This is a genomic window from Castellaniella sp. (assembly GCF_041677825.1).
Classification (GTDB): domain Bacteria; phylum Pseudomonadota; class Gammaproteobacteria; order Burkholderiales; family Burkholderiaceae_B; genus Castellaniella.
This window is the reverse complement of sequence record NZ_JBAYPG010000020.1, coordinates 41,745-64,143: the sequence shown is the minus strand read 5'-3', so window position 1 is coordinate 64,143 and position 22,399 is coordinate 41,745. Positions and strand designations below refer to the sequence as shown.

Here is a 22,399-nt window from a genome sequence, read left to right as displayed (position 1 = left end):
GCGGGAGGTCCGGGCGATGGACAGACAGAGAACAGACAAGCAGCGGCGCAGTCTCGATGAGTGGCGTGCGATTGTGGGTCGCTTCCAGGAGGCAGACCTCACCGTGGCACAGTTCTGCGCCCACTGAAGATCTGCGTGCCGAACGCTGGCAGGCCTTGTTGCGTTCGCTTTTTGATCCGCTCGAAATCCAGTGGGGCACGCCATGTGCGGTAGCCCGCATCGAGGAGGATGGCCTGAGCCTGCGCCTGCCTGCCATGGCCCATTCGCCGGCACTGGTCATGCGTTATCCGGGGCGCGGGCGGCGCTTGTTCGATTCGACGGATCGCGATCTGGTCATGCAGCTGGTGGACATGCTGCATCATGCGGAAGAAAGCCGCCATGCCTACGAACTGGGCAGCCGGGAAGAGCGCAATCGCATTGCCTGCGACCTGCATGATGATGTAGGGGCCTTGCTGCTGACGGGCATGCACCAGACAGATCTCGCCGCTGCACGTGACAGCATGGGTCAGGCGATTGCTGAAATGCGCATCATATTGCGCGGTCTCAGCGGCCGGCAACATCCGCTGGATATCGTGGAAAGCGATCTGCGCCATGAATTGAGCGAGCGCCTGGAGGCCGCGGGCATCCACCTGGCATGGCATGCTCGCGGTGAAACGCCTGCATCGGGTGCCCAACTGGATTACCCGGTCTACAGGAACGTGATGTCGGCGTTGCGGGAGATCATCAGCAATGTCATCCGGCATGCCCGGGCTACGCGTGTGGACGTCCATTTTCATCCGGGTGACGGCTGCCTGGATATCGAGGTGATCGACAATGGCTGCGGTTTCGATGCGGATGCCGTGCCTGGCGAGGGCATGGGCCTGCAGAGCGTGCGTCAGCGGGTCGAGAGTCTTGGTGGTGCCGTCCGCTACACCAGTGGCGCAGGCGGCACTACCATTGTGCTGCATGTTCCGCTTCGTTGAGGGTACCTGCATCGGCCGGCGCGCAAGGTCGGCCGTGGTGCGTTCGCGCTTTGTTGGCGATCATTTGGGCGGCTTGATGAGCCCCAGCCGGTGCGCTTGCAGGGCGGCCTGCGCGCGGGAAGAAATGTTCAGCTTGCGGTACAGGTTCTTGATGTAGCTGGCCACCGTCTGCGGGGTCAGCTGCAGGTGCTGGGCGACGTCGTTGACACGCATGCCGCGCCCGATGAGGCCGAGGATTTCTGTTTCCCGGGGGCTGAGCATCGACTGGGTCGACGGGTCCTGTGATTGGGCAGGGGGTGCCTGATGCAGCGTCTTGAGGATGCGTCGGGCAATGGCGGGCGACAGGGGCGGCTCGCCCTGGCCGATGCGGCGCAGATACCGAGCCATCTGAGCCATGTCGTGATCCTTGAGCAGATAGCCCTGGGCCCCTGCACGCAATGCTTCGAAAACCGAGTCGTCGTCGTCATAGATGGTGGTTACGACGGGAATGATCTCCAGTGTGAGACATTCATCGATGATGTCCAGCCCCGAACCGTCAGGCAGGCGCAAATCGATCAGCGCAAGCCCCTGGGCGTCGGGATATTGCCGGCGTTTCTGTGCCATGCAGTGACGCGCCTGCACCAGGGTGGCCGCGCCGTGCACATGGATACCCGGAAAGGCCTGCATCAGGGCCTGCATCAGCCAGCCTCGCGTAGCGGCCATGTCCTCGATGACAATGCCGCATGCAGGGGCCGAAATGACGGGTTGGTGCTGCGTGTGGTCCATAGAGACTCTGGAAGGTTGCTGTGCCCGCGTGCTGTCAGCCCGCCTGCCTCGTTTCCTGCTGCGCATCCACCACCGCCAGGGCTGCCATGTTCACGATCCGGCGTACGGTGGCACTGGTCGTCAGGATGTGCACGGGACGGGCTGCACCGAGCAGTACCGGGCCCATGGCCACCCCGTGGCTGCCGGTCATCTTGAGCATATTGTAGGTAATGTTGCCAGCGTCCAGATTGGGCGTGATCAACAGGTTGGCCGGGCCCGACAGGGTGCTGTCGGGGTAGGCCTTGCGGCGTATGGCTTCGGACAGCGCAGAATCAGCGTGCATTTCGCCATCCACTTCGAGCTCGGGCGCACGTTCGGCGACCAGGCGCCGGGCCTCGGCCATCTTCAGGGAAGAGGCGCTGGGCCTGCTGCCGAAATTGGAATGCGAGAGCAGGGCCACCTTGGGCACGATGCCGAAGCGGCGCACCTCTTCAGCCGCAAGTATGGTCATGTCGGCGATCTGTTCGGCACTGGGGTCTTCATTCACGTGCGTATCGCAGACGAACAGCGTCTGCGTGGGCAGCATGAGCACGTTCATGGCCGCGTAGGTCTTGGCACCGGGTCGCAGGCCGATGATTTCCTCGACATAGCGCAACTGGTTGTCGAAGCGGCTGGCCACGCCACAGATCATGGCGTCGGCGTCACCACGCTGCAGCAGCATGACCCCGATGAGCGTGTTGTGCTTGCGCACCATGGCCTTGGCGATATCCGGGGTGATGCCCAGGCGCCCGCGATTCCGGTAGTAGGCCGTCCAGGTTTCATTGAAGCGGGCGTCGTCTTCGGGATCAACGATTTCGATGTTCTGCCCGGGTACCAGCCGCAGGCCGAATTTCTTGATGCGCATTTCGATGACGGCAGGGCGGCCCACGAGTATGGGCCGGGCGAACTGCTCGTCGAGGACCGTTTGTGTTGCGCGCAGCACACGCTCGTCTTCGCCGTCGGCAAAGAGCACGCGTTTGGGCGCCGATTTGGCTTGCCTGAACAACGGGCGCATGAGCTGGCCCGAGTGGTACACGATGCTCATGAGGGACTGACGATAGGCATCCATGTCGTCGACAGGCCGTCGTGCGACCCCCGAGTCGGCCGCCGCCTGGGCAATGGCAGGCGCAACCTTGATGATCAGGCGCGGGTCGAAAGGCTTGGGGATGATGTAGTCGGGCCCGAAACTGAGGTCCTGGTCGGCATAGGCGCCGGCCACTTCGGCATCGGTCTCGGATTCGGCCAGTTCGGCGATGGCCTTGACGCAGGCCAGTTTCATCTCTTCATTGATGACTGTTGCGCCGCAATCGAGCGCGCCACGGAAAATGAACGGAAAGCAGACGACATTGTTGACCTGGTTGGGGTAGTCGGAGCGGCCGGTGGCAATGATGCAGTCGGGGCGGGCTGCCTTGGCGAGTTCGGGGCGGATTTCGGGTTCCGGGTTGGCCAGAGCCAGGATCAGCGGCCGAGCGGCCATGCTGCGCACCATGTCCTGCGTCAGGACGCCGGGCGCCGAGCAGCCCAGGAATACGTCGGCGCCCCGGCAGGCGTCAGCCAATGTACGCGCGTCGGTGGTCCGCGCATAGCGGGCCTTGTTGGGTTCCATTTGCGCGTCGCGCCCCGGGTAGATGACCCCGCGTGAATCGACCACCGTGATGTGTTCGCGGGCCACCCCCAGTCTGACCATCAGGTCGAGGCAGGCAATGGCCGCAGCGCCCGCGCCGGAACTGACGATCCTGATCTGGCCGATGTCCTTGCCCACGATCTTGAGTGCGTTCACCAGCGCGGCCGACGAAATGATTGCGGTGCCGTGCTGGTCATCATGGAATACGGGGATTGCCATGCGCTCGCGCAGCTTCCTTTCGATGTAGAAGCATTCGGGCGCCTTGATGTCTTCGAGGTTGATGCCACCCAGGGTGGGCTCGAGTGCAGCGATGATGTCGACCAGTTTGTCGGGATCCGTTTCATTCAGTTCGATGTCGAAGACGTCGATTCCGGCAAATTTCTTGAACAGGCAGCCCTTGCCCTCCATGACCGGCTTGGATGCCAGCGGCCCGATGTTGCCCAGGCCGAGTACCGCGGTGCCGTTGGAAATCACGCCCACCAGATTGGCCCGCGACGTGTAGCGGGCGGCAGCGGCTTCACCTTCTGCGTGGATGGCCATGCAGGCCGTTGCGACCCCGGGCGAATAGGCCAGGCTGAGGTCGTCCTGGTTGGCCAGGGGTTTGGTGGGCACGACGGAGATTTTCCCCGCAGTAGGATAGGCATGATAATCCAGGGCCATTTTTGCGCGTTCGTTTTCATGATCCATGATGAAAGCTCCTTGGGGCCATACGAGGGTGTGCGTGCTGCCAACGCAAACGGATGGAAAGTGGCGTGTTTCCGGGTCTTCAGTTTAAATCTGCCCGGCAGGACGGGTATACTTTAACCTTAATACGGCATGTGCAAGGCGTCGTACCCAGGCCTTCTGCCCCCGCTATCCGCTTTACGGTCAGGCCGTGTCGCGGAAGGTTGATCAATCTGCATCGTTTCGGGTGAAGCACCCGTACAGGTGAAGCATACAATGTCCTCTCAGCAAGAACTTCTGTCCAACTCCTATTTGTTCGGTGCCAACGCACCGTATGTCGAAGACCTCTACGAAGCCTATCTGAATGACCCCGGTTCGGTTGCCGAACAGTGGCGTTCGTACTTCGACCAGCTTCAGCATCAACCGGCCGTTGATGGCCGTGAATCCACTCATGATCAGGCCCATGCCCCCATCGTGGCCTCGTTCATGCAGCGCGCCCGCGACAACGCATTCCAGATCCGCCCGGCGGTGGTCACAGAGAACGCCCTGGCGATCGCCGGCAAGCAGGTCTATGTGCAGTCCATCATTGCAGCCTACCGGTCGCTCGGTGTGCGCATCGCGCAACTCGATCCACTCAAGCGGCGCGATCGGCCTGAAATTCCCGAGCTCGATCCGGCGTTCTACGGCCTGACCGAAGCGGACCTGGACCAGGTCTATTCGGCCACCAACACCTATTTCACCAAGGCCGACACCATGACGCTGCGCGACATCGTCAAGGCCTTGCGTGATACCTACTGCCACAATGTCGGCGCCGAGTTCATGTACATCGGCGATCCGGCCGTCAAGCGCTGGATCCAGGAACGTCTCGAATCCACGCGCAGCCTGCCCGAATTCACGGCCGAACAGAAGCGCAACATTCTGCAGCAGGTCACCGAGGCCGAAGGCCTCGAGCGCTTTCTGCACACCAAGTATGTCGGCCAGAAGCGTTTTTCCCTTGAAGGGGGCGAAAGCTTCATTGCCGCCATGGATGAGGTCGTCAATCACGCCGGCGGCAGCGGCGTACAGGAAATCATCGTCGGCATGGCCCATCGGGGGCGTCTCAACCTGCTGGTCAACATCATGGGCAAGATGCCCGGAGACCTGTTCGCCGAATTCGAGGGCAAGCACAACGACACGCTCACCGATGGCGACGTGAAATATCACAATGGCTTTTCCAGCGACCTCTCCACGCGTGGCGGGCCCGTGCATCTCTCGCTGGCCTTCAATCCGTCCCATCTGGAAATCGTCAACCCCGTGGTGGAAGGCAGCGTGCGGGCGCGCCAGGACCGCCGCAAGGATGCGGCGGGCGATCAGGTCCTGCCCGTCCTGGTTCATGGCGACGCGGCCTTCGCGGGGCAGGGCGTGGTCATGGAAACCCTCAACATGGCGCAGACGCGGGGCTATGGCACGGGTGGCACGCTGCATATCGTCATCAACAATCAGATCGGCTTCACCACGTCCGATCCGCGTGATGCCCGGTCCACGCTGTACTGCACCGACGTGGCCAAGATGATCGAGGCGCCCATTTTCCATGTCAATGGCGATGACCCCGAGGCCGTGGTCTTCATCACCCGCCTGGCACTCGACTTCCGGCAGCAGTTCAGGCACGACGTCGTGGTCGACATCGTCTGCTTCCGCAAGCTGGGGCACAACGAGCAGGATACCCCGTCGCTCACCCAGCCGCTCATGTACAAGAGCATCGGCAAGCATCCCGGCACGCGCAAGGTCTACGCCGACCGGCTGGTGGCCCAGGGGGTGCTCTCCGAAGACGAACCCGACCAGATGGTCAAGAACTACCGCCAGCTGATGGAAGACGGCCAGCGTACGGTCGAACCCGTACTGACCGATTACAAGAACAAGTACGCGACAGACTGGACGCCGTTTCTGGGCGCCAAATGGACAGACCACGCCGATACCGGGGTGCCCCAGGCCGAACTCACCCGCATCGGTGAACGCCTGACCCAGGTACCCGATGGGTTCACGGTGCATCCGCTGGTCAAGAAACTGCTGGCCGATCGCCTCGCCATGGCGCGGGGCGAGCACCCCATCGATTGGGGCATGGGCGAGCATCTGGCCTACGCCACCCTGCTCAGCAACGGGTATGCCATCCGGCTTGCTGGGCAGGATTCGGGTCGCGGCACCTTCACGCACCGCCATTCGGTGCTGCATGATCAGAATCGCGAACGCTGGGATGCAGGGGCCTACATCCCGTTGCAGAATGTCTGCGAAGGGCAGGCGCCATTCGATGTCATCGATTCGGTCCTGTCCGAACTCGCAGTGCTGGGTTTCGAATATGGCTATGCCACGGCCGAACCCAACGTGCTGACCATCTGGGAAGCCCAGTTTGGTGATTTCGCCAACGGCGCCCAGGTGGTGATCGATCAGTTCATTACCTCGGGCGAAGCCAAGTGGGGCCGTCATTGCGGCCTGGTGCTGATGTTGCCGCACGGCTACGAGGGGCAGGGGCCCGAGCACTCGTCGGCCCGCATCGAACGTTTCCTGCAACTGTGTGCCGACAACAATATCCAGGTCGTGCAGCCCACCAATGGCGCACAGATTTTCCATGTGCTGCGGCGTCAGATGATTCGTCCATTTCGCAAACCGCTCATCATCATGACGCCCAAGTCATTGCTGCGCAACAAGAGCGCGACTTCACCGCTGGCAGATCTGGCGACAGGCTCCTTCCAGACCGTCATCGGAGAGGTGGACACAGGGCTTGTTCCTGAGGATATCAAGCGGGTGCTGATCTGCTCGGGCAAGGTGTACTACGACCTGCTTCATGCGCGCGAAGAGCAGGGGCGTTCCGATGTCGCCATCCTGCGCATCGAGCAGCTGTATCCATTTGCCCACAAGGCGTTCCAGACCGAACTGCAGAAATATCCGAATGCGAGAGAGCTGGTGTGGGTGCAGGATGAACCTCAGAATCAGGGGCCGTGGTTTTACATACAACATCATCTGTACGAGAACATGACCGAAGGTCAAAGGTTGGGATATGCGGGTCGGTCGGCTTCGGCTTCGCCGGCAGTCGGTTATCTGGCCAAGCATCAAGAGCAGCAAAAGGCGCTCCTCGAACAGGCGTTTGCTGCGCGGCTCAAGAGCTTCTCACTGATCAAATAAGCAAATCCCCTAGACTCATACGGAAATCCCATCATGGCCATTACAGAAGTTCACGTCCCGCAATTGTCCGAGTCCATCTCGGAGGCCACCTTGCTCCAATGGAAAAAGCAGCCTGGTGAAGCGGTGCAGGAAGACGAGATCCTGATCGAAATCGAAACCGACAAAATCGTTCTGGAAGTGCCTGCACCCGTGTCCGGGGTCATCACCGAAATCGTCAAGGGCGACGGCAGTACGGTCGTGTCCGAAGAGGTTCTCGCCCGCATCGACACCGAGGCGCAGGCGGCCGCTTCTGCGCCGGCAGCGCCCGAGGCCGCAGCAGCGCCCGTGGCGTCAGTGCCCGCAGCGGCAGCTGCCGAGCCACCAAAGGTGGCTGCCGGTACGTCGGCCGTGGCCTCGCCGGCGGCCAGCAAGATTCTTTCAGAAAAAGGGATCGAGGCCGCCAGCGTAACGGGTACCGGGCGCGGCGGGCGGGTCACCAAGGCCGATGCCATGGCGGCATCGGCCCAGGTCACCAGCCAGGTTGCGGCCCCGGCCACCGAAATGCCGGTCAGCCTCGATGGGCGTCCCGAGCAGCGGGTCCCCATGAGCCGCCTGCGGGCCCGCGTGGCCGAACGCCTGCTTCAGTCACAGGCTGAGAACGCCATCCTGACGACGTTCAACGAAGTCAACATGCAGGCCATCATCGACCTGCGCAAGAAATACAAAGAGGCGTTCGAGAAAGAGCACGGTGTCAAGCTGGGCTTCACGTCGTTCTTCGTGAAGGCGGCCGTGGCCGCGCTCAAGCGCTATCCGGTGGTCAATGCGTCGGTGGATGGCAAGGACATCATCTACCACGGCTATTTCGACATCGGGATTGCTGTGGGCAGTCCGCGTGGCCTGGTGGTACCCATCTTGCGCAATGCCGATCAGCTCGGTATTGCCGAGATCGAAAAGCAGATTGCCGATTTTGGCCGGCGCGCCCAGGACGGCAAGCTCACGCTGGATGAACTCACCGGTGGCACGTTCTCCATATCCAACGGGGGGGTGTTCGGTTCCATGCTGTCCACACCGATCATCAACCCGCCGCAATCCGCCATACTCGGCATTCATGCAACCAAAGAGCGGCCGGTGGTCGAGAACGGCCAGATCGTGATCCGGCCCATGAACTACCTGGCACTGTCCTACGACCATCGCATCATCGATGGGCGTGAGGCGGTACTGGCGCTGGTCGCCATCAAGGACGCTCTCGAAGATCCGCAACGTCTGCTGCTGAATGTCTGACAGGTAATCATCATGGCAAAACAATTTGATGTGGTTGTCATCGGGGCGGGCCCCGGTGGATATATCGCGGCCATTCGAGCCGCACAGCTCGGCCTGTCGGTGGCCTGTGTCGATGCCTGGTCCAACGCGGCCGGCAAGCCTGCGCCAGGGGGCACGTGCACCAACGTCGGCTGCATTCCTTCCAAGGCGCTGCTGCAGTCGTCCGAACTCTACGAGCAGGCACGCCTGCATCTGACCGACCATGGCGTGACCGTCCAGAAGGTCGGGCTCGACCTCGGTACGCTCATCGGCCGCAAGGATACCGTCGTCAAGCAGAACAACGAGGGCATCCAGTTCCTGTTCAAGAAGAACAAGGTCGCTTTTTTTCATGGCCAGGGTTCCCTGGTGGCCAAAACCGATTTTGGCTGGGTCGTCAAGGTGGCTGGCCCCGGCGAAGAAGATCTCGAAGGCCGTCATGTCATCGTTGCGACCGGATCCAGTGCCAGGGCGCTGCCCGGCTTGCCGTTCGACGAAGACAGGGTCCTCTCCAACGATGGCGCGCTGCGCCTGGGGGCCGTTCCCAAAACGCTCGGCGTCATCGGGGCGGGGGTCATCGGCCTCGAACTGGGCAGCGTATGGCGTCGCCTGGGGGCCGAGGTCACCTTGCTCGAAGCCATGCCGGATTTCCTTGCTGCGGTGGACCGCGATGTCGCCAAAGAGGCCCAGAAGGCGCTCACCAGGCAGGGGCTGGCCATCCATACCGGGGTGCGCATCGGCGAGATCCAGTCGCAGGGCAAGAATATCGAAATTTCATACGTCGACGCGGCCGACAAGGCGCAAACGCTCTCGGTCGAGCGCCTGATCGTATCGATCGGCCGGGTGCCCAATACCGAGGGCCTTGGTGCCGGGACGGTGGGGCTCAAGCTCGATGATCGGGGGTTCATCGTGGTCGACGATGACTGCCGCAGCAACCTGCCCAATGTCTGGGCGGTGGGGGATGTGGTGCGCGGCCCCATGTTGGCGCACAAGGCCGAAGAAGAGGGCGTGGCAGTGGCGGAAACCATTGCGGGCCAGCACGGCCATGTGAACTTCGACACCATTCCCTGGGTGATCTACACCGCACCCGAAATTGCCTGGGTCGGCAAGACCGAACAGGCGCTCAAGGCCGAAGGGCGCGAGTACCGGGCCGGCAGTTTCCCGTTCATGGCCAACGGCCGTGCACGCGCGCTGGGCGATGTCACCGGCTTCGTCAAGATTCTGGCCGATGCGCGTACGGATGAGGTGCTGGGGGTGCATATCGTGGGCCCCATGGCCTCCGAACTGATTGCCGAAGCAGTGGCCATCATGGAGTTCCGTGGTGCAGCCGAAGACATTGCGCGCATATGCCACGCACACCCCACCTTGTCCGAAGCGGTCAAGGAAGCCGCACTGGCGGTTGACAAGCGTACCCTCAACCTGTAGTTGCTGATGGATGTCAGTGCGTATTACGCGCAGGCCCTGCGCGAGCGGGGCTTTGTTGCCGATGAGGCCCAGCAGGCGGCGGTTCGCCGCCTGCAGCGCTACTACGATGACTGGCTCCTTTTCAAGCAGCAGCGCTCGAATCGCCTGAAAAAACTGTTTCTCCACCCCGATGTCCCTCGGGGGGTCTACCTCTGGGGTGGGGTGGGGCGCGGGAAGAGTTTCCTCATGGATGCGTTCTATCTCACGGTGCCCATCAAGCGCAAGATCCGGTTGCACCTCCATGAATTCATGCGCAGCACCCACCACGAGATCCGTGAATTCAGTGGTCAGGCAGATCCGCTCGATCATGTCGCACGGAAAATCGCCAGCCGCTACAGACTGATCTGCTTCGATGAATTCCATGTGTCGGATGTGGCTGACGCCATGATCCTGTACCGGCTTCTGGCGGCTCTGTTCGAGCATGGCGTATCCTTCGTCATGACTTCGAACTATGAGCCCTCCACCTTGTATCCAAACGGCCTGCACCGGGACCGGATCCTGCCGGCCATTGCGCTGATCCAGGACAACATGGACATTCTCAATGTCGATGCCGGGGTCGACTATCGGCGTCTGGCCCTGGCCGAGGTGCGGACCTACATCACACCCATCGTGGCGGCCACGCACGATGAGTTGCGCGCCATCTTCGATCGGCTGGCGGACACGGCCGGGCAGGCCCCGGTACTCCAGATTGCAGGCCGCGAAATCCGGGCCCTGGCGCTCGCCGGCACCGTCGTCTGGTTCGATTTCGCAAGTCTGTGTGGCACACCGCGCTCGCAGAACGATTATCTCGAACTGGCCGACCGCTTCCAGACGGTCATCGTCTCGGATGTACCGTGCATGGGGCCACGCCAGGCATCCGAAGCCCGGCGCTTCACCTGGCTGGTGGATGTCCTGTACGATCATCGGGTCAAGCTGGTTCTCTCGGCCCAGTGCCCGGCCGACGAACTGTATGTCGATGGCCCGCAGTCCAACGAGTTTCCGCGTACCGTGTCGCGCCTGATCGAAATGCAGTCGCGCGAGTATCTCGAGGACACTCGCCGGGCATTGGTGACCTTGTGAACCTGGGCGCGTTGGCCCTTGTCGGGCCCACATCCTCTTCCGAGTACTGACATGACGACACAGAAAGTCCGGGTTCTGACCGGTATCACCACCAGCGGAACGCCGCACCTGGGCAACTATGCCGGAGCCATCCGGCCGGCCATCGAGGCCAGCACCCATGCCGAGGTCGATGCCTTTTTCTTCCTGGCAGACTATCACGCGCTGGTCAAGTGCGATGACCCCGCCCGGGTGGCGCGCTCGCGGGTGGAAATTGCCGCAACATGGATTGCGGCGGGCCTGGACACCGAGCGCGTGACGTTCTACAGGCAATCGGACATCCCCGAGATCCCCGAACTGTGCTGGATGCTCACGTGTGTCGCGGCCAAGGGGCTGATGAATCGCGCCCATGCCTACAAGGCCTCGGTCGATGCAAATGTCGCACGTGGTCTCGATCCTGATGATGGCATCAACATGGGCCTGTTCTCATACCCCATCCTGATGGCGGCCGACATCCTCATCTTCAACGCCCACAGGGTGCCCGTGGGGCGCGATCAGATCCAGCACCTTGAGATGGCGCGCGACATCGCCCAGCGTTTCAACCATCTGTATGGTGGTGAAGAGGGCCTGTTCACACTGCCCGAAGTGCAGATCGACGAGTCCGTGGCGACGCTGCCCGGGCTGGACGGGCGCAAGATGTCAAAGAGCTACGACAACACCATTCCCTTGTTCGAAGGGGGGCGTCAGGCGCTCGAGAAGGCGGTGGCGCAGATCGTGACGGATTCGCGCGAACCTGGGGAACCCAAGCAGGCCGAAGGCTCGCACCTGTTCACCCTGTTCCAGGCATTTGCCAGCCCGACGCAGATCGCCCATTTCAGGGCAGAACTCGAAGCCGGCCTGGCCTGGGGGGATGCCAAGGCCATGCTGGCCGATCGGATCGAAGCCCAGATCGGTCCGATGCGGGCGCGTTATGCCGAGCTCATGGCGCATCCGAAGCAGATCGAAGACATCCTGCAGGCCGGTGCCGGCAAGGCCCGCGCTCAGGTGCTGCCGTTCATGAAGCGCCTGAGGGCCGCGGTGGGTTTGCGTTCAGCCACGGTGTCGATCTCCCCCGATCATGGCGTGCATGGCAAGGCTGTGCCAGGCCACGGGGCACCAAAAGAAGCTGCGGCCGGCAAGGGCAGGCGGCCTCGCCTGGTGTCTTTTCGCGATGCGGATGGTCGATTTCGGCAGCGTCTGTTTGGCGTCGATGGGCGCGAATTGATGCTCACGGAAGCTTTCGACGACCCCAAGGCCCTGCACGCAGGGGTACAGGCACTGATCCAGCAAGACCTGGCCACCCTGCCAGCGGATGCCGATGGCAGGGTGAGTCTGGTGGCAGACGGGCAATGCCTGGCACGGGTCGATCAGGATGATCTGCCGGATGTGTGCACTGCTCTGGCACAGATCTGACCCGCGCAGATACGGCGCATCATGGCGCTGCTGCGCAGCGCTCGGCCAGCAGGCAGAGTATTTCGTACATCAGGGTGGCCCCGACCAGGGCCGTATTGCCGCTGGGGTCGAACGGCGGGGCGACTTCGACCAGGTCGCCACCGATGAAATCCAGCCCGCGCAGGCCGCGCAGCAGCGTCTGGGCCTGAAGGGTGCTGATGCCGCCGACCTCTGGTGTGCCCGTACCGGGCGCGTAGGCTGGATCGAGCGCATCGATGTCGAACGAGAGATAGACGGGGCCCTCACCGACGACACGGCGGATCTCGGCAATCACGGCCTGAACGCCGAGTTCGTCGAATTCTTCGATGAACATGACGCGCATGCCGTGTGCGCGCGAGTAATCCCAGCCAGCCGGCGTGTTCTGGGCGCCGCGTATGCCGATCTGTATGGTGCGCCGAGGGTCCATCACACCGGCTTCGGTGGCCTGGTGAAACGGCCCGCCATGATGGAATTTCGAACCCATGAACGGGCCCCAGGTGTCCGTATGGGCATCGATATGGATGATGCCCGGCGGGCGGGTCCCCCGGGGCGAGCCCGCGTGCAGCCCCGCCAGAATCGGAAAGGTGATCGAGTGATCACCCCCGGCGCTCAGGGGGCGTACCCCCGCCTGTGCAAGGGCCTGGTAGAAACTGCAGATATCTTCATATACGGCCGTATGATCGTATACGTGCGGCAACGGGACATCACCCAGATCGGCCACCCGGCACAGCGCGTAGGGATTGATGCGTGTGACATGGTGGATGGTGCGCGTCATGCTGGACGCATTGCGAAGTTCGCGTGGCCCATGGCGGGCGCCGGCGCGGTTGGTGACGCCGCCGTCATAGGGGACACCCACCAGGCCGATGTCCACGTTGCCCGGGCTGCTGGCCAATGGGGTGCGCATGAAGGTGGCGATCCCCGTGTATCGCGGTGCCGTCATGGCGCTGGTGTCGGTTCCGGCGGCGTGGGCAGGGGGCGTGGCTGTTTTCATGGGACGTGATGGCGGCAGAATGCCCCCGGACGGTGGCTACCGGGGGCTTGCTGCAGACGGGCTGGAATCTGGCGTTCAGCTCAGGGGTTGGTCGGAATCTAGCGGGCGGCCCAGGCCGAAAACCGCTGTTCGAGCCCTTCGCCGTGGTCGGTCCAGAACTCGAGGTCGTTGAACAAGGCGTTCTTTGCATTTTGCGGCGAGTTGGGCACGCTGGCGAGTACGTCGTCGCCCAGCATTTCGATGGCTTTCTTGCTCACCGGGCCGTAGGCGATGTGTTCGCTGTATGCGGCCTGTGCCTTGGGCGAACTGGCGTACTTGACGAATTCGATGGCTTCTTCCTTGTTGGGCGAGCCCGTGGGAATGACCCAGTAGTCGAAGTCATAGACGCTGCCATCCCAGACAATGGCCAATGGGCGACCCTCGCGTTGCGCCGCATCGATACGCCCGTTGTAGACGGCCGACATGACCAGGTCGCCGGCCGTCAGGAGCTGCGGCGGTTGTGACCCCGCTTCCCACCACTGGATGTGCGGCTTGAGTTCATCGAGTTTGGCAAAGGCCCGGTCCACCCCTTCCGGCGTGGACAGTGTTTCGTACACCTTGTCGACCGGGACGCCGTCGGCGATCAGGGCGAACTCGAGATTGTAGTGCGCGCCCTTGCGCAGGCCGCGTTTGCCGGGAAATTTCTCGACATCCCAGAAGTCGGCCCAGCCGGTGGGTACCGTCTTGAGAAGGTCGGTGTTGTAGGCCAGCACGGTGGACCACACGAAGGTGCCAACGCCGCAGTACATCAGGGCGCCGTCGACGATGTCGCTGGCATCGATGACCGAGGGCCAGTCGATGTCTTCGTAAAGACCTTCATCGCAGCCGCGGCCCAGATCGCCGGTCTCGACCTCGACGACATCCCAGACCACATTGCCCGAATCGACCATGGCCTTGACCTTGGCCTGCTCACCGTTATAGGCCACCGGGATGATTTTCTTGCCTGTGTTCTGCTCGAAAGGCTTGATGTATGCGGCTTCCTGGGCATCGCCATTGGCACCCCCGAAATTGACGACGGTCAGGTCGCGTGCCTGAACCGGGGAGTACCCGAGCATGGCCATGGGCAAGGTCAGCGCGAAGGTGGCGAGCAAAGTGCGTGATTTCATGAATGTCTCCGATCGTTGGGTTTATGCTGCCAGAGTATCCAGTGCCTGCGCCATCTTTTCGAGTGCCAGATCGGCCTCGGCAGGGGTGATGATCAGTGCGGGCAACAGCCGGATGATGTTGTCGCGGGCGGTCAGGACCAGCAGGCCGTGGTCCTGGCAAGCCTGGACGATGCGGGTGTTGGGCGTATGTGCGGGCAGGCCGATCATCAGGCCAAGGCCGCGCAGGGGCTCGCCGATGTGCGTGGGGTAGCGCCGGGCCAGGTCGACAAGGCCTGCGCGAAAATGATCGGCGACCGCACAGACCTGGTCCATGAAGCCGGGGGCTGTCAGGATGTCGAATACCGCGTTGCCAACCGCCATGGCCAGTGGATTGCCACCGAAGGTGGTGCCGTGGTTGCCCGGCCCGAAGGCACTGGCAACCCGCTCGGTGGCCATGCAGGCCGAGAGTGGGAAACCGCCGCCCAGGCCCTTGGCCGTGGTGAGCACATCGGGTTGGATGCCCGACCATTCGTGCGCATACAGCTTGCCGGTGCGGCCATTGCCTGACTGGACCTCATCGACCATGAGCAGCAGGCCGTGCTCGTCGGCCAGGGCCCGCAGGGCCTGCATGAAGGCCGGATCGGCGCTGCGCACGCCGCCTTCACCCTGTACCGGCTCGATGAGAATGGCCGCAGTTTCGGGGCCGATGAGTGCACGGACCGAGTCGATGTCATTGAATTCGGCACGATCGAAGCCTGGCGCATGGGGCGCGTAGCCTTCGCGGTATTTTTCGCCGTCTCCGGCGATGATCGTGGTGAGCGTGCGACCATGGAAGGCGCCCTCGAACACGATGGTGCGCCAGCGCTCGGGCTGGCCGGCGAGGTCGAAATGGCGTCGTGCCAGCTTGAGGGCGGTTTCGTTGGCCTCGGCCCCACTGTTGGTGAAGAACACACGGTCTGCAAAGGTGGCAGCGCACAGGCGGTCTGCCAGCCTTTCCTGATCGGGGATTTCGTACAGGTTGGACAGGTGCCACAATTTGCCGGCCTGGCGGTTCAGGGCTTCGACGAGGTGCGGGTGGCAGTGACCCATGGCATTGACCCCGATGCCGGCAGTGAGGTCCAGGTAGCGCCGGCCGTCTTCGGCAGTGAGCCACACACCGGTTCCGTGGGTGAACGACAGCGGCTGGCGTGCGTAGGTGGACATCAGGTGTGAATCGGACATGGGTGAAACCTGCGAGGTCTGGGTCAGTTGAATTGGAAAAATTCTTTGTTGGGGGTAGCAGGAACCGGGGGCAGGCCCCCCGGACGCCCCGCTGCCGGGGCGGTTTGTTTCAGGCCGGGAAAATCAGCGCAATGGCCAGCCGTACATCAGGCCACCGTTCGTCCACAGGGCATTGAGGCCCCGCTCGAGCTTGAGCGGTGAACCCTGCCCGATGTTGCGCTCGAATGACTGGCCGTAGTTGCCGATCTGCTTGACAATATTGTAGGCCCACTTGGCATCCAGGCCCAGACCTTTTGCCATGTCGCCGGAGACCCCGAGGATGCGTTGCACATTGGGATTGTTGCTCTTCAGCATCTCATCGACATTCTCGGATGTGATGCCGTATTCCTCGGCCTCTATCCAGGCATTCAGCGCCCAGCGTGCCACCATGAACCACTCGTCGTCGCCCTGGCGCACCATGGGGCCGAGCGGCTCCTTGGAGAAATTCTCGGGCAGGATGATGTAGTCGTCCGGGGTGGCCGATGAAGCCCTGAGGCTGGCCAGCTGGGATTTGTCGCTGGTGACCACGTCACAGCGCCCCGCCTCGAAGGTGCGGAACCCGCCTTCGGAGGTTTCGATCACCACGGGCTTGAATTCAAGCTTGTGGGCACGGAACCAGTCGGCCAGATTCAGCTCGGTGGTGGTGCCCTGCAGCACGCAGACCGCCGCCCCATCGAGTTCGGTGGCGCTCTTGACGCCCAGGCTCTTGTTGACCAGCACGCCCTGGCTGTCGTAGTAGTTGATGCCGGTGCTCATCAGGCCCAGTGTGGTGTCACGGATCATGGTGGCGGTGGAATTTCGGGTCAGCACGTCGACTTCGCCCGACTGCAGGGCTGTGAAACGCTGCTGCGACGTGAGCGGGGTGGCCTTGAACTTCTCGGCATCACCGAACATCATCGCGGCGATGCTGCGGCACATGTCGATATCGATGCCTTTCCAGACGCCTTTGCTGTCGGCCAGGGCAAACCCGGGCAGGCCCGAGTTCACGCCGCATTGCACGAAGCCGCGTTCCTTGACGGCATCGAAGGTGCTGCCAGCCTGGGCGCTGCCGGCGGCCAGCAGCAGGGCGGTGGATAGTGCGGCGAATTTCAGTAGCTTCATGTGTCTCCCCCTGTTATGGGTTGTCGTTGAATGGATCGGGGCCGTGCCCCTGCCGAAATGGTGCTTTTGGCAACCAGTCTGCGGTGCACAATCATCGCCGAAATGCAGGACTTGTGCCAGTAGGTGAAGCGAGTAGTCGAAAGCGGTATAAAAGTGTTCAAATCATGGAATCGTTGCGACCTTCAAGGCCACAGGGTTCCCTGCCGTTTTCGTTTTCATTACTGAGGATTTCCATGACTGCCATTCCCTCTTCTGCCGCGCGCCTTGCCGGGCATGTACTGGTCGACCAGTTGCGTGCACACGGGGTCGATCATGTGTTCTGCGTGCCCGGCGAAAGCTACCTGGCCGTGCTCGATGGCCTGTTCGATGCCGGCATCGAAGTCACCGTGTGCCGCCAGGAGGGCGGGGTCGCCTACATGGCCGAAGCCTATGGCAAGCTCACCGGGCGCCCGGGCGTCTGCATGGTGACCCGTGCACCGGGGGCGTCCAATGCAGTGCCCGGCATCCATGTGGCGTCGCAGGACTCCACCCCCATGATCATGCTGGTGGGCCAGATCGATCGTTCGGCCCGTGATCGCGAGGCCTTCCAGGAAATGGACTACAAGGCCGTGTTCGGCACGCAGGCCAAGTGGGTGGCCGAAATCGATCAGGCCGAACGCATCCCCGAATATCTGGCGCGCGCCTTCAAGGTGGCGGCCTCGGGTCGACCCGGCCCGGTCGTGCTGGCCCTGCCCGAAGACATGCTGGTCGAACACATCGAGGTGGCCGATGCGCGTCCGGGTCAACTGCCGCAGGCCTGGCCTGCGCCCGGGCAGGTGCAGCAGTTCGAGGCCCTGCTCGCACAGGCCCGGCGGCCCATGGCCCTGCTGGGCGGCAGTACCTGGGATGCCGGCTCGGTCGCTGCATTCGGCGAATTTGCGCGCGCCCATGGCATTCCCATCGCCGTCCAGTTCAGGCGCCAGATGCTGTGTCCGGTGGACCACCCCTGCTTCGTGGGCGACCTGGGCCTTGGGTGTGACCCTCACCTGCTGGCTGCCATCCGCGAGTCCGACCTGATCCTGGCGCTGGGGGGGCGCCTGTCCGAAGTGCCCAGCCAGAATTACACCTTGTTCGGCATCCCCAATCCTGACCAGACCTTCGTGCATGTGCACCCAGACACCAGTGAACTCAACCGGGTCTATCAGGCCGATCTCGCAGTGGCCTGCACGTCGGCCGCCTGGGTCGCGGCCATCGCGGGCATGGCGCCGGCCACGGACGTGTCGGCCCGGGTGGCGCGCTGTACCGAACTGCATGCCGCGCGCCAGGCCTGGGGCGATCCCGCTGCCATCCATCATCCCGGTGCGCTGCAGATGGGCGAGGTGATGGCGCATCTGAACGCAGTCCTGCCAGCCGACACCATCATGGCCAACGGCGCCGGCAATTTTGCAACATGGGTGCATCGCTTCTATCACTTCCGCGCATTCGGCACGCAATTGGCGCCCACATCGGGCTCCATGGGGTATGGCTTGCCGGCTGCGGTGGCGGCCCAGCGCATGTATCCGAACCGGCGCGTCATCTGCTTTGCCGGCGACGGCTGCTTCATGATGCACGGGCAAGAATTTTCCACGGCGGTCCAGTATGGCCTGCCCATCATCGTGATCCTGATCGACAACGGCATGTACGGCACCATCCGCATGCACCAGGAGCGCACGTACCCGGGCCGGGTATCGGCGACGACGCTGCACAATCCGGATTTTGCAGCCTATGCCCGTGCATTTGGCGGCCACGGCGAGCGCGTCGAGACCACCGAACAGTTTGCGCCGGCACTGCAGCGTGCCATCGACAGCGGCTTGCCGGCCATCATTCACTGCCTGCTGGATCCCGAGGCCATCACGCCCACCACCACCCTGAGCAAGCTGCGCGCGGGCTGAGGGCAGGGTGGCGTGAGCCGCAAGGCCGGGTCTGCCCTGGGCAAGCGGCGCACGGGCCAAGGGCCTGCCCGGCGAGTATCGAGGTACGGGTACGCAGGCCGTGTCAGCCCGATACGGCATCCACCAGCCATTGTCTGAACTTCACGACCGATGGCTGGGATACTTTCCGTTCTGGCACGATCAGGTGAAAGGCCCGTGCGTCGGGGCTGCTGTGCGGGTTCAGGACGATCAACTGGCCGCTGTCCAGTTCCGGCCGGATCAGAAAGGCCGGTATCAGGGCAACACCCAGGCCATCCCGGGCGGCCTGGGCCAGCATCGAAAACAGTTCCAGACGCATGCCCACCATGTCGTCGGGTACCATGGTCCCGGCGGATCTGAACCATTCCCGCCAGGCGGTCGGGCGGGTGCTTTGCTGCAGCAGCGGCATGCGGGCGATGGCATCCGGCGCCAGTGGGGTGGCCGCGAGCCTGGGGCTGCATACCGGCACCGGGTTCTCGTACATCAGGAAATACGCTTCTGTACCAGCCCAGCGCGGGTTGCCGGAATACAGCGCAGCGTCGAATTCGGTATCGTCGAACATGAACGGTGTCGTGCGCGTGACCATGTTCACCTGCAGCCCGGGGGCCGCGGCCTGCAGGCTGGCGAGCCGGGGCAGCAGCCAGCGGGTGGCGAATGTGGGCACCACGGCCAGGTCGAGCACCCCGCCGGCCTGATGGGCCATGATGGCCAGGGTATCGCGCTCCATGGCCTGCAGATGGGCGTGCACCATGCGCGCATACCGTTCGCCTGCGTCGGTCAGGCGCACCCCGCGGCGCACGCGCTCGAACAGCGCCACGCCCACATGTTGCTCGAGGCCGGCAATCTGCCGGCAGATGGCACCTTGCGTGAGCGACAGTTCATGCGCCGCCCGGGTGAAGCTTTCATGCCGCGATGCCGCCTCGAACGCCTGCAGGGCGCGAGTACTTGGGAATCGATTGCGCATCTTTGGAGTGAGGAAATTGCACAAATAATGGAAATTATATCGTTTGCCCGAGACAGGCATGTGCAGCTAGCATGTTCCTGTTCGATCATTCACCCGTCTTTTGCACAGGAGCCCCCATGTCCCAATCCCGCCCCCAATTCCAGTGGCTTGATCCGCTGCTGCTCGATCAGCAACTCGATGACACCGAGCGCATGGTGCGTGACGCGGCGCGTGCGTACTGTCAGGACAAGCTCCTCTCGCGTGTCCAGGACGCATTCCGCCACGAGAACACGGACCCCGCCATTTTTCGCGAACTGGGCGAACTGGGGCTTCTGGGGGCCACGATTCCGGAAGAATATGGCGGCGCCGGCCTCAACTATGTCTGTTATGGCCTGATTGCCCGCGAAGTCGAACGCATCGACTCGGGCTATCGCTCCATGATGAGCGTGCAGAGCTCGCTGGTCATGGTGCCCATCCATGAATTCGGCACCGAAGACCAGAAACGCAAGTATCTTCCGCGCCTGGCCAGTGGCGAATGGATTGGCTGCTTTGGCCTGACCGAGCCCAACCATGGGTCCGATCCGGGTTCCATGGAAACCCGCGCGCGTGCGGTGCCGGGGGGGTACAGCCTGTCAGGGGCCAAGACCTGGATCACCAACAGCCCGATCGCCGACGTGTTCGTGGTCTGGGCCAAAGACGATGCAGGCAAGATCCGCGGGTTCATCCTCGAGAAAGGCGCGCAGGGTCTGTCCGCGCCGGCCATACATGGCAAGGTGGGGCTGCGCGCCTCGATCACCGGTGAAATCGTCATGGACGAGGTATTTGTCCCCGAAGAAAACGCATTTCCGGATGTGCGCGGCCTGAAGGGGCCCTTCACCTGCCTGAATTCGGCGCGCTTCGGCATTGCCTGGGGGGCGCTCGGTGCCGCCGAGGCCTGCTATGAAACCGCCCGCCAGTACGTGCTCGATCGCCAGCAGTTCGGGCGCCCGCTGGCTGCCAATCAGCTCATCCAGAAAAAACTTGCGGACATGCTCACCGAGATCACGCTGGGGCTGCAATCCGTGCTGCGCGTGGGGCGTCTGAAAGACGAAGGGCAGGCACCCGTCGAAATCACCTCCATCGTCAAGCGCAACTCATGCGGCAAGGCCCTCGATATTGCGCGTACTGCGCGCGACATGCTGGGGGGCAACGGTATTTCCGATGAATTCTGCATCGCCCGCCATCTCGTCAATCTCGAGGTCGTCAACACCTACGAGGGCACGCATGACGTTCATGCACTGATCCTCGGGCGCGCGATCACGGGCATCGCTGCATTTGCCAACTGAGAGTGGGACATGTCCGCAACCCAGGAAACAGTCTCGAAATCCAGCCAGGGCCCGGGCGTGCAGGGGGCCCTGTCCCACATCCGGGTGCTGGACCTGTCCCGCGTCCTGGCAGGCCCCTGGGCCACCCAGATACTGGGCGATCTGGGCGCCGACGTGATCAAGGTCGAACGCCCGGGGGCGGGTGATGACACGCGCCATTGGGGGCCGCCCTGGATGCCTGATGAAGCGGGGCAGGATTCCGATGTTGCGGCCTACTACCTGTGCACCAATCGCAACAAGCGTTCCATCACGATCGACATGGCCAGCGCGGGCGGTCAGGCCCTGCTGCGCCAGCTTGCAACAGAAAGCGACGTGCTGGTCGAGAACTTCAAAGTCGGCGGGCTGGCGCGCTATGGCCTCGATTACGACGCACTTGCGGCCATCAATCCGCGCCTGGTCTATTGCTCCATCACCGGGTTTGGGCAGACGGGGCCGTATGCAGAGCGTGCCGGCTATGACTTTCTGATCCAGGGCCTGGGGGGGCTGATGAGCATCACCGGACGGCCTGACGATGAAGCAGGTGGGGGGCCCATGAAGGTGGGGGTGGCGCTGGTCGACATCCTGACCGGCCTGTACGCCGCCAATGCCATACAGGCGGCGCTCGCGGCCCGCGAAAAGACCGGGCGCGGCCAGCACCTGGATGTGGCCCTGCTCGATGTCCAGGTGGCCTGCCTGGCGAACCAGGCAATGAACTATCTGGCGACCGGCCGGGATCCCCAGCGGCTGGGCAATGCGCATCCCAGCATCGTGCCCTACCAGGATTTCCCGACGGCCGACGGCCACATGATTCTGGCCATCGGCAATGACGGCCAGTTCGAGCGCTTCTGCATCGAAGCCGGGCAACCGGAACTGGCCCGCGATCCCCGTTTTGCATCGAACCAGGCGAGGGTCACGCACCGGCAGGTGCTCATCCCCATTCTGCGCGAGATCACCCGTACCCGTGGCACCGCGCAGTGGATCGCGTCACTCGAGGCCCGGGCGGTGCCTTGCGGGCCCATCAACGGTCTGCACGATGTCTTTGCCGATGCCCAGGTCCGGGCGCGTGGCCTGCAGATCGAGATGACGCACGCTGGCGCGGGCCGGGTGCCGCTGGTGGCGAGTCCCATGCGCCTGTCCGATACGCCGGTCGATTATCGTCTGCCGCCACCGGCATTGGGGGCCCACACCGAAGAAGTCCTGCGCGACTGGCTCGGCATGTCGGCCGACCAGGCCCAGGCGTTGCGCGGGCAGGGTGTGCTCTGATCTGCAGGGGAGGG

16 protein-coding genes are annotated in these 22,399 nt (G+C 63.1%); 9 read left to right on the top strand and 7 right to left on the bottom strand.

The features are described 5' to 3' along the window. The first annotated feature begins 155 nt into the window (after positions 1–155). Complete coding sequence (locus WCY17_RS09675) at positions 156–962, top strand: sensor histidine kinase (RefSeq protein ID WP_372701974.1); 807 nt, start codon at positions 156–158, stop codon at positions 960–962. Between the two features lie 60 nt (positions 963–1,022). On the opposite strand, the gene WCY17_RS09670 is transcribed toward WCY17_RS09675, so the two are convergent. Together WCY17_RS09670 and WCY17_RS09665 are read right to left on the bottom strand one after the other, a co-directional pair. Beyond that, entirely contained in the window at positions 1,023–1,727 is a 705-nt protein-coding gene (locus tag WCY17_RS09670; protein WP_372701973.1) for a LuxR C-terminal-related transcriptional regulator, read from the bottom strand. Positions 1,728–1,761: 34 nt separating this feature from the next. After that, positions 1,762–4,056: an NADP-dependent malic enzyme gene (locus WCY17_RS09665; protein ID WP_372701972.1), complete on the bottom strand. Its 2,295-nt coding sequence runs from the start codon at positions 4,054–4,056 to the stop codon at positions 1,762–1,764. A gap of 252 nt (positions 4,057–4,308) precedes the next feature. On the opposite strand from WCY17_RS09665, the gene WCY17_RS09660 reads away from it, so the two are divergent. Genes WCY17_RS09660 through WCY17_RS09640 form a run of 5 tightly spaced genes read left to right on the top strand, consistent with a single transcriptional unit; the run spans position 4,309 to position 12,414 of the window. Next, positions 4,309–7,188: a 2-oxoglutarate dehydrogenase E1 component gene (locus WCY17_RS09660; protein ID WP_372701971.1), complete on the top strand. Its 2,880-nt coding sequence runs from the start codon at positions 4,309–4,311 to the stop codon at positions 7,186–7,188. Between the two features lie 33 nt (positions 7,189–7,221). Further along, entirely contained in the window at positions 7,222–8,448 is a 1,227-nt protein-coding gene (gene odhB / locus WCY17_RS09655) for a 2-oxoglutarate dehydrogenase complex dihydrolipoyllysine-residue succinyltransferase (RefSeq protein ID WP_372701970.1), read from the top strand. 12 nt (positions 8,449–8,460) lie between these two features. After that, positions 8,461–9,888 (top strand): dihydrolipoyl dehydrogenase, encoded by a 1,428-nt coding sequence (gene lpdA, locus WCY17_RS09650; protein WP_372701969.1) that lies wholly within the window; start codon positions 8,461–8,463, stop codon positions 9,886–9,888. Between the two features lie 6 nt (positions 9,889–9,894). Further along, positions 9,895–10,986, top strand: a complete 1,092-nt coding sequence (gene zapE, locus WCY17_RS09645) for a cell division protein ZapE (protein ID WP_372701968.1) — start codon at positions 9,895–9,897, stop codon at positions 10,984–10,986. Positions 10,987–11,037: 51 nt separating this feature from the next. After that, positions 11,038–12,414, top strand: a complete 1,377-nt coding sequence (locus WCY17_RS09640) for a tryptophan--tRNA ligase (protein WP_372701967.1) — start codon at positions 11,038–11,040, stop codon at positions 12,412–12,414. Between the two features lie 19 nt (positions 12,415–12,433). Here WCY17_RS09640 and speB read toward each other — a convergent pair whose 3' ends face one another. The 4 genes from speB to WCY17_RS09620 form a co-directional block, all read right to left on the bottom strand. Beyond that, positions 12,434–13,423 (bottom strand): agmatinase, encoded by a 990-nt coding sequence (gene speB / locus WCY17_RS09635; RefSeq protein WP_372701966.1) that lies wholly within the window; start codon positions 13,421–13,423, stop codon positions 12,434–12,436. A gap of 98 nt (positions 13,424–13,521) precedes the next feature. Next, complete coding sequence (locus WCY17_RS09630; RefSeq protein WP_372701965.1) at positions 13,522–14,568, bottom strand: ABC transporter substrate-binding protein; 1,047 nt, start codon at positions 14,566–14,568, stop codon at positions 13,522–13,524. A gap of 21 nt (positions 14,569–14,589) precedes the next feature. Next, on the bottom strand, positions 14,590–15,768 hold the full coding sequence (locus WCY17_RS09625; protein WP_372701964.1) for an aspartate aminotransferase family protein: 1,179 nt from the start codon (positions 15,766–15,768) through the stop codon (positions 14,590–14,592). A gap of 123 nt (positions 15,769–15,891) precedes the next feature. Further along, positions 15,892–16,908: an amino acid ABC transporter substrate-binding protein gene (locus WCY17_RS09620; RefSeq protein ID WP_372701963.1), complete on the bottom strand. Its 1,017-nt coding sequence runs from the start codon at positions 16,906–16,908 to the stop codon at positions 15,892–15,894. 233 nt (positions 16,909–17,141) lie between these two features. On the opposite strand from WCY17_RS09620, the gene WCY17_RS09615 reads away from it, so the two are divergent. Then, complete coding sequence (locus WCY17_RS09615) at positions 17,142–18,818, top strand: thiamine pyrophosphate-binding protein (RefSeq protein ID WP_372701962.1); 1,677 nt, start codon at positions 17,142–17,144, stop codon at positions 18,816–18,818. 103 nt (positions 18,819–18,921) lie between these two features. Here WCY17_RS09615 and WCY17_RS09610 read toward each other — a convergent pair whose 3' ends face one another. Further along, positions 18,922–19,800, bottom strand: coding sequence for a LysR substrate-binding domain-containing protein (locus WCY17_RS09610; RefSeq protein WP_372701961.1), 879 nt, complete (start codon positions 19,798–19,800; stop codon positions 18,922–18,924). Positions 19,801–19,916: 116 nt separating this feature from the next. Here WCY17_RS09610 and WCY17_RS09605 point away from each other — a divergent pair, with 116 nt between their 5' ends. Further along, a complete protein-coding gene (locus tag WCY17_RS09605) occupies positions 19,917–21,104 on the top strand; it encodes an acyl-CoA dehydrogenase (protein WP_372701960.1) in 1,188 nt (395 codons plus the stop codon). A 9-nt stretch (positions 21,105–21,113) separates the two neighbouring features. Then, on the top strand, positions 21,114–22,385 hold the full coding sequence (locus WCY17_RS09600) for a CaiB/BaiF CoA transferase family protein (RefSeq protein WP_372701959.1): 1,272 nt from the start codon (positions 21,114–21,116) through the stop codon (positions 22,383–22,385). Positions 22,386–22,399 lie beyond the last annotated feature (14 nt).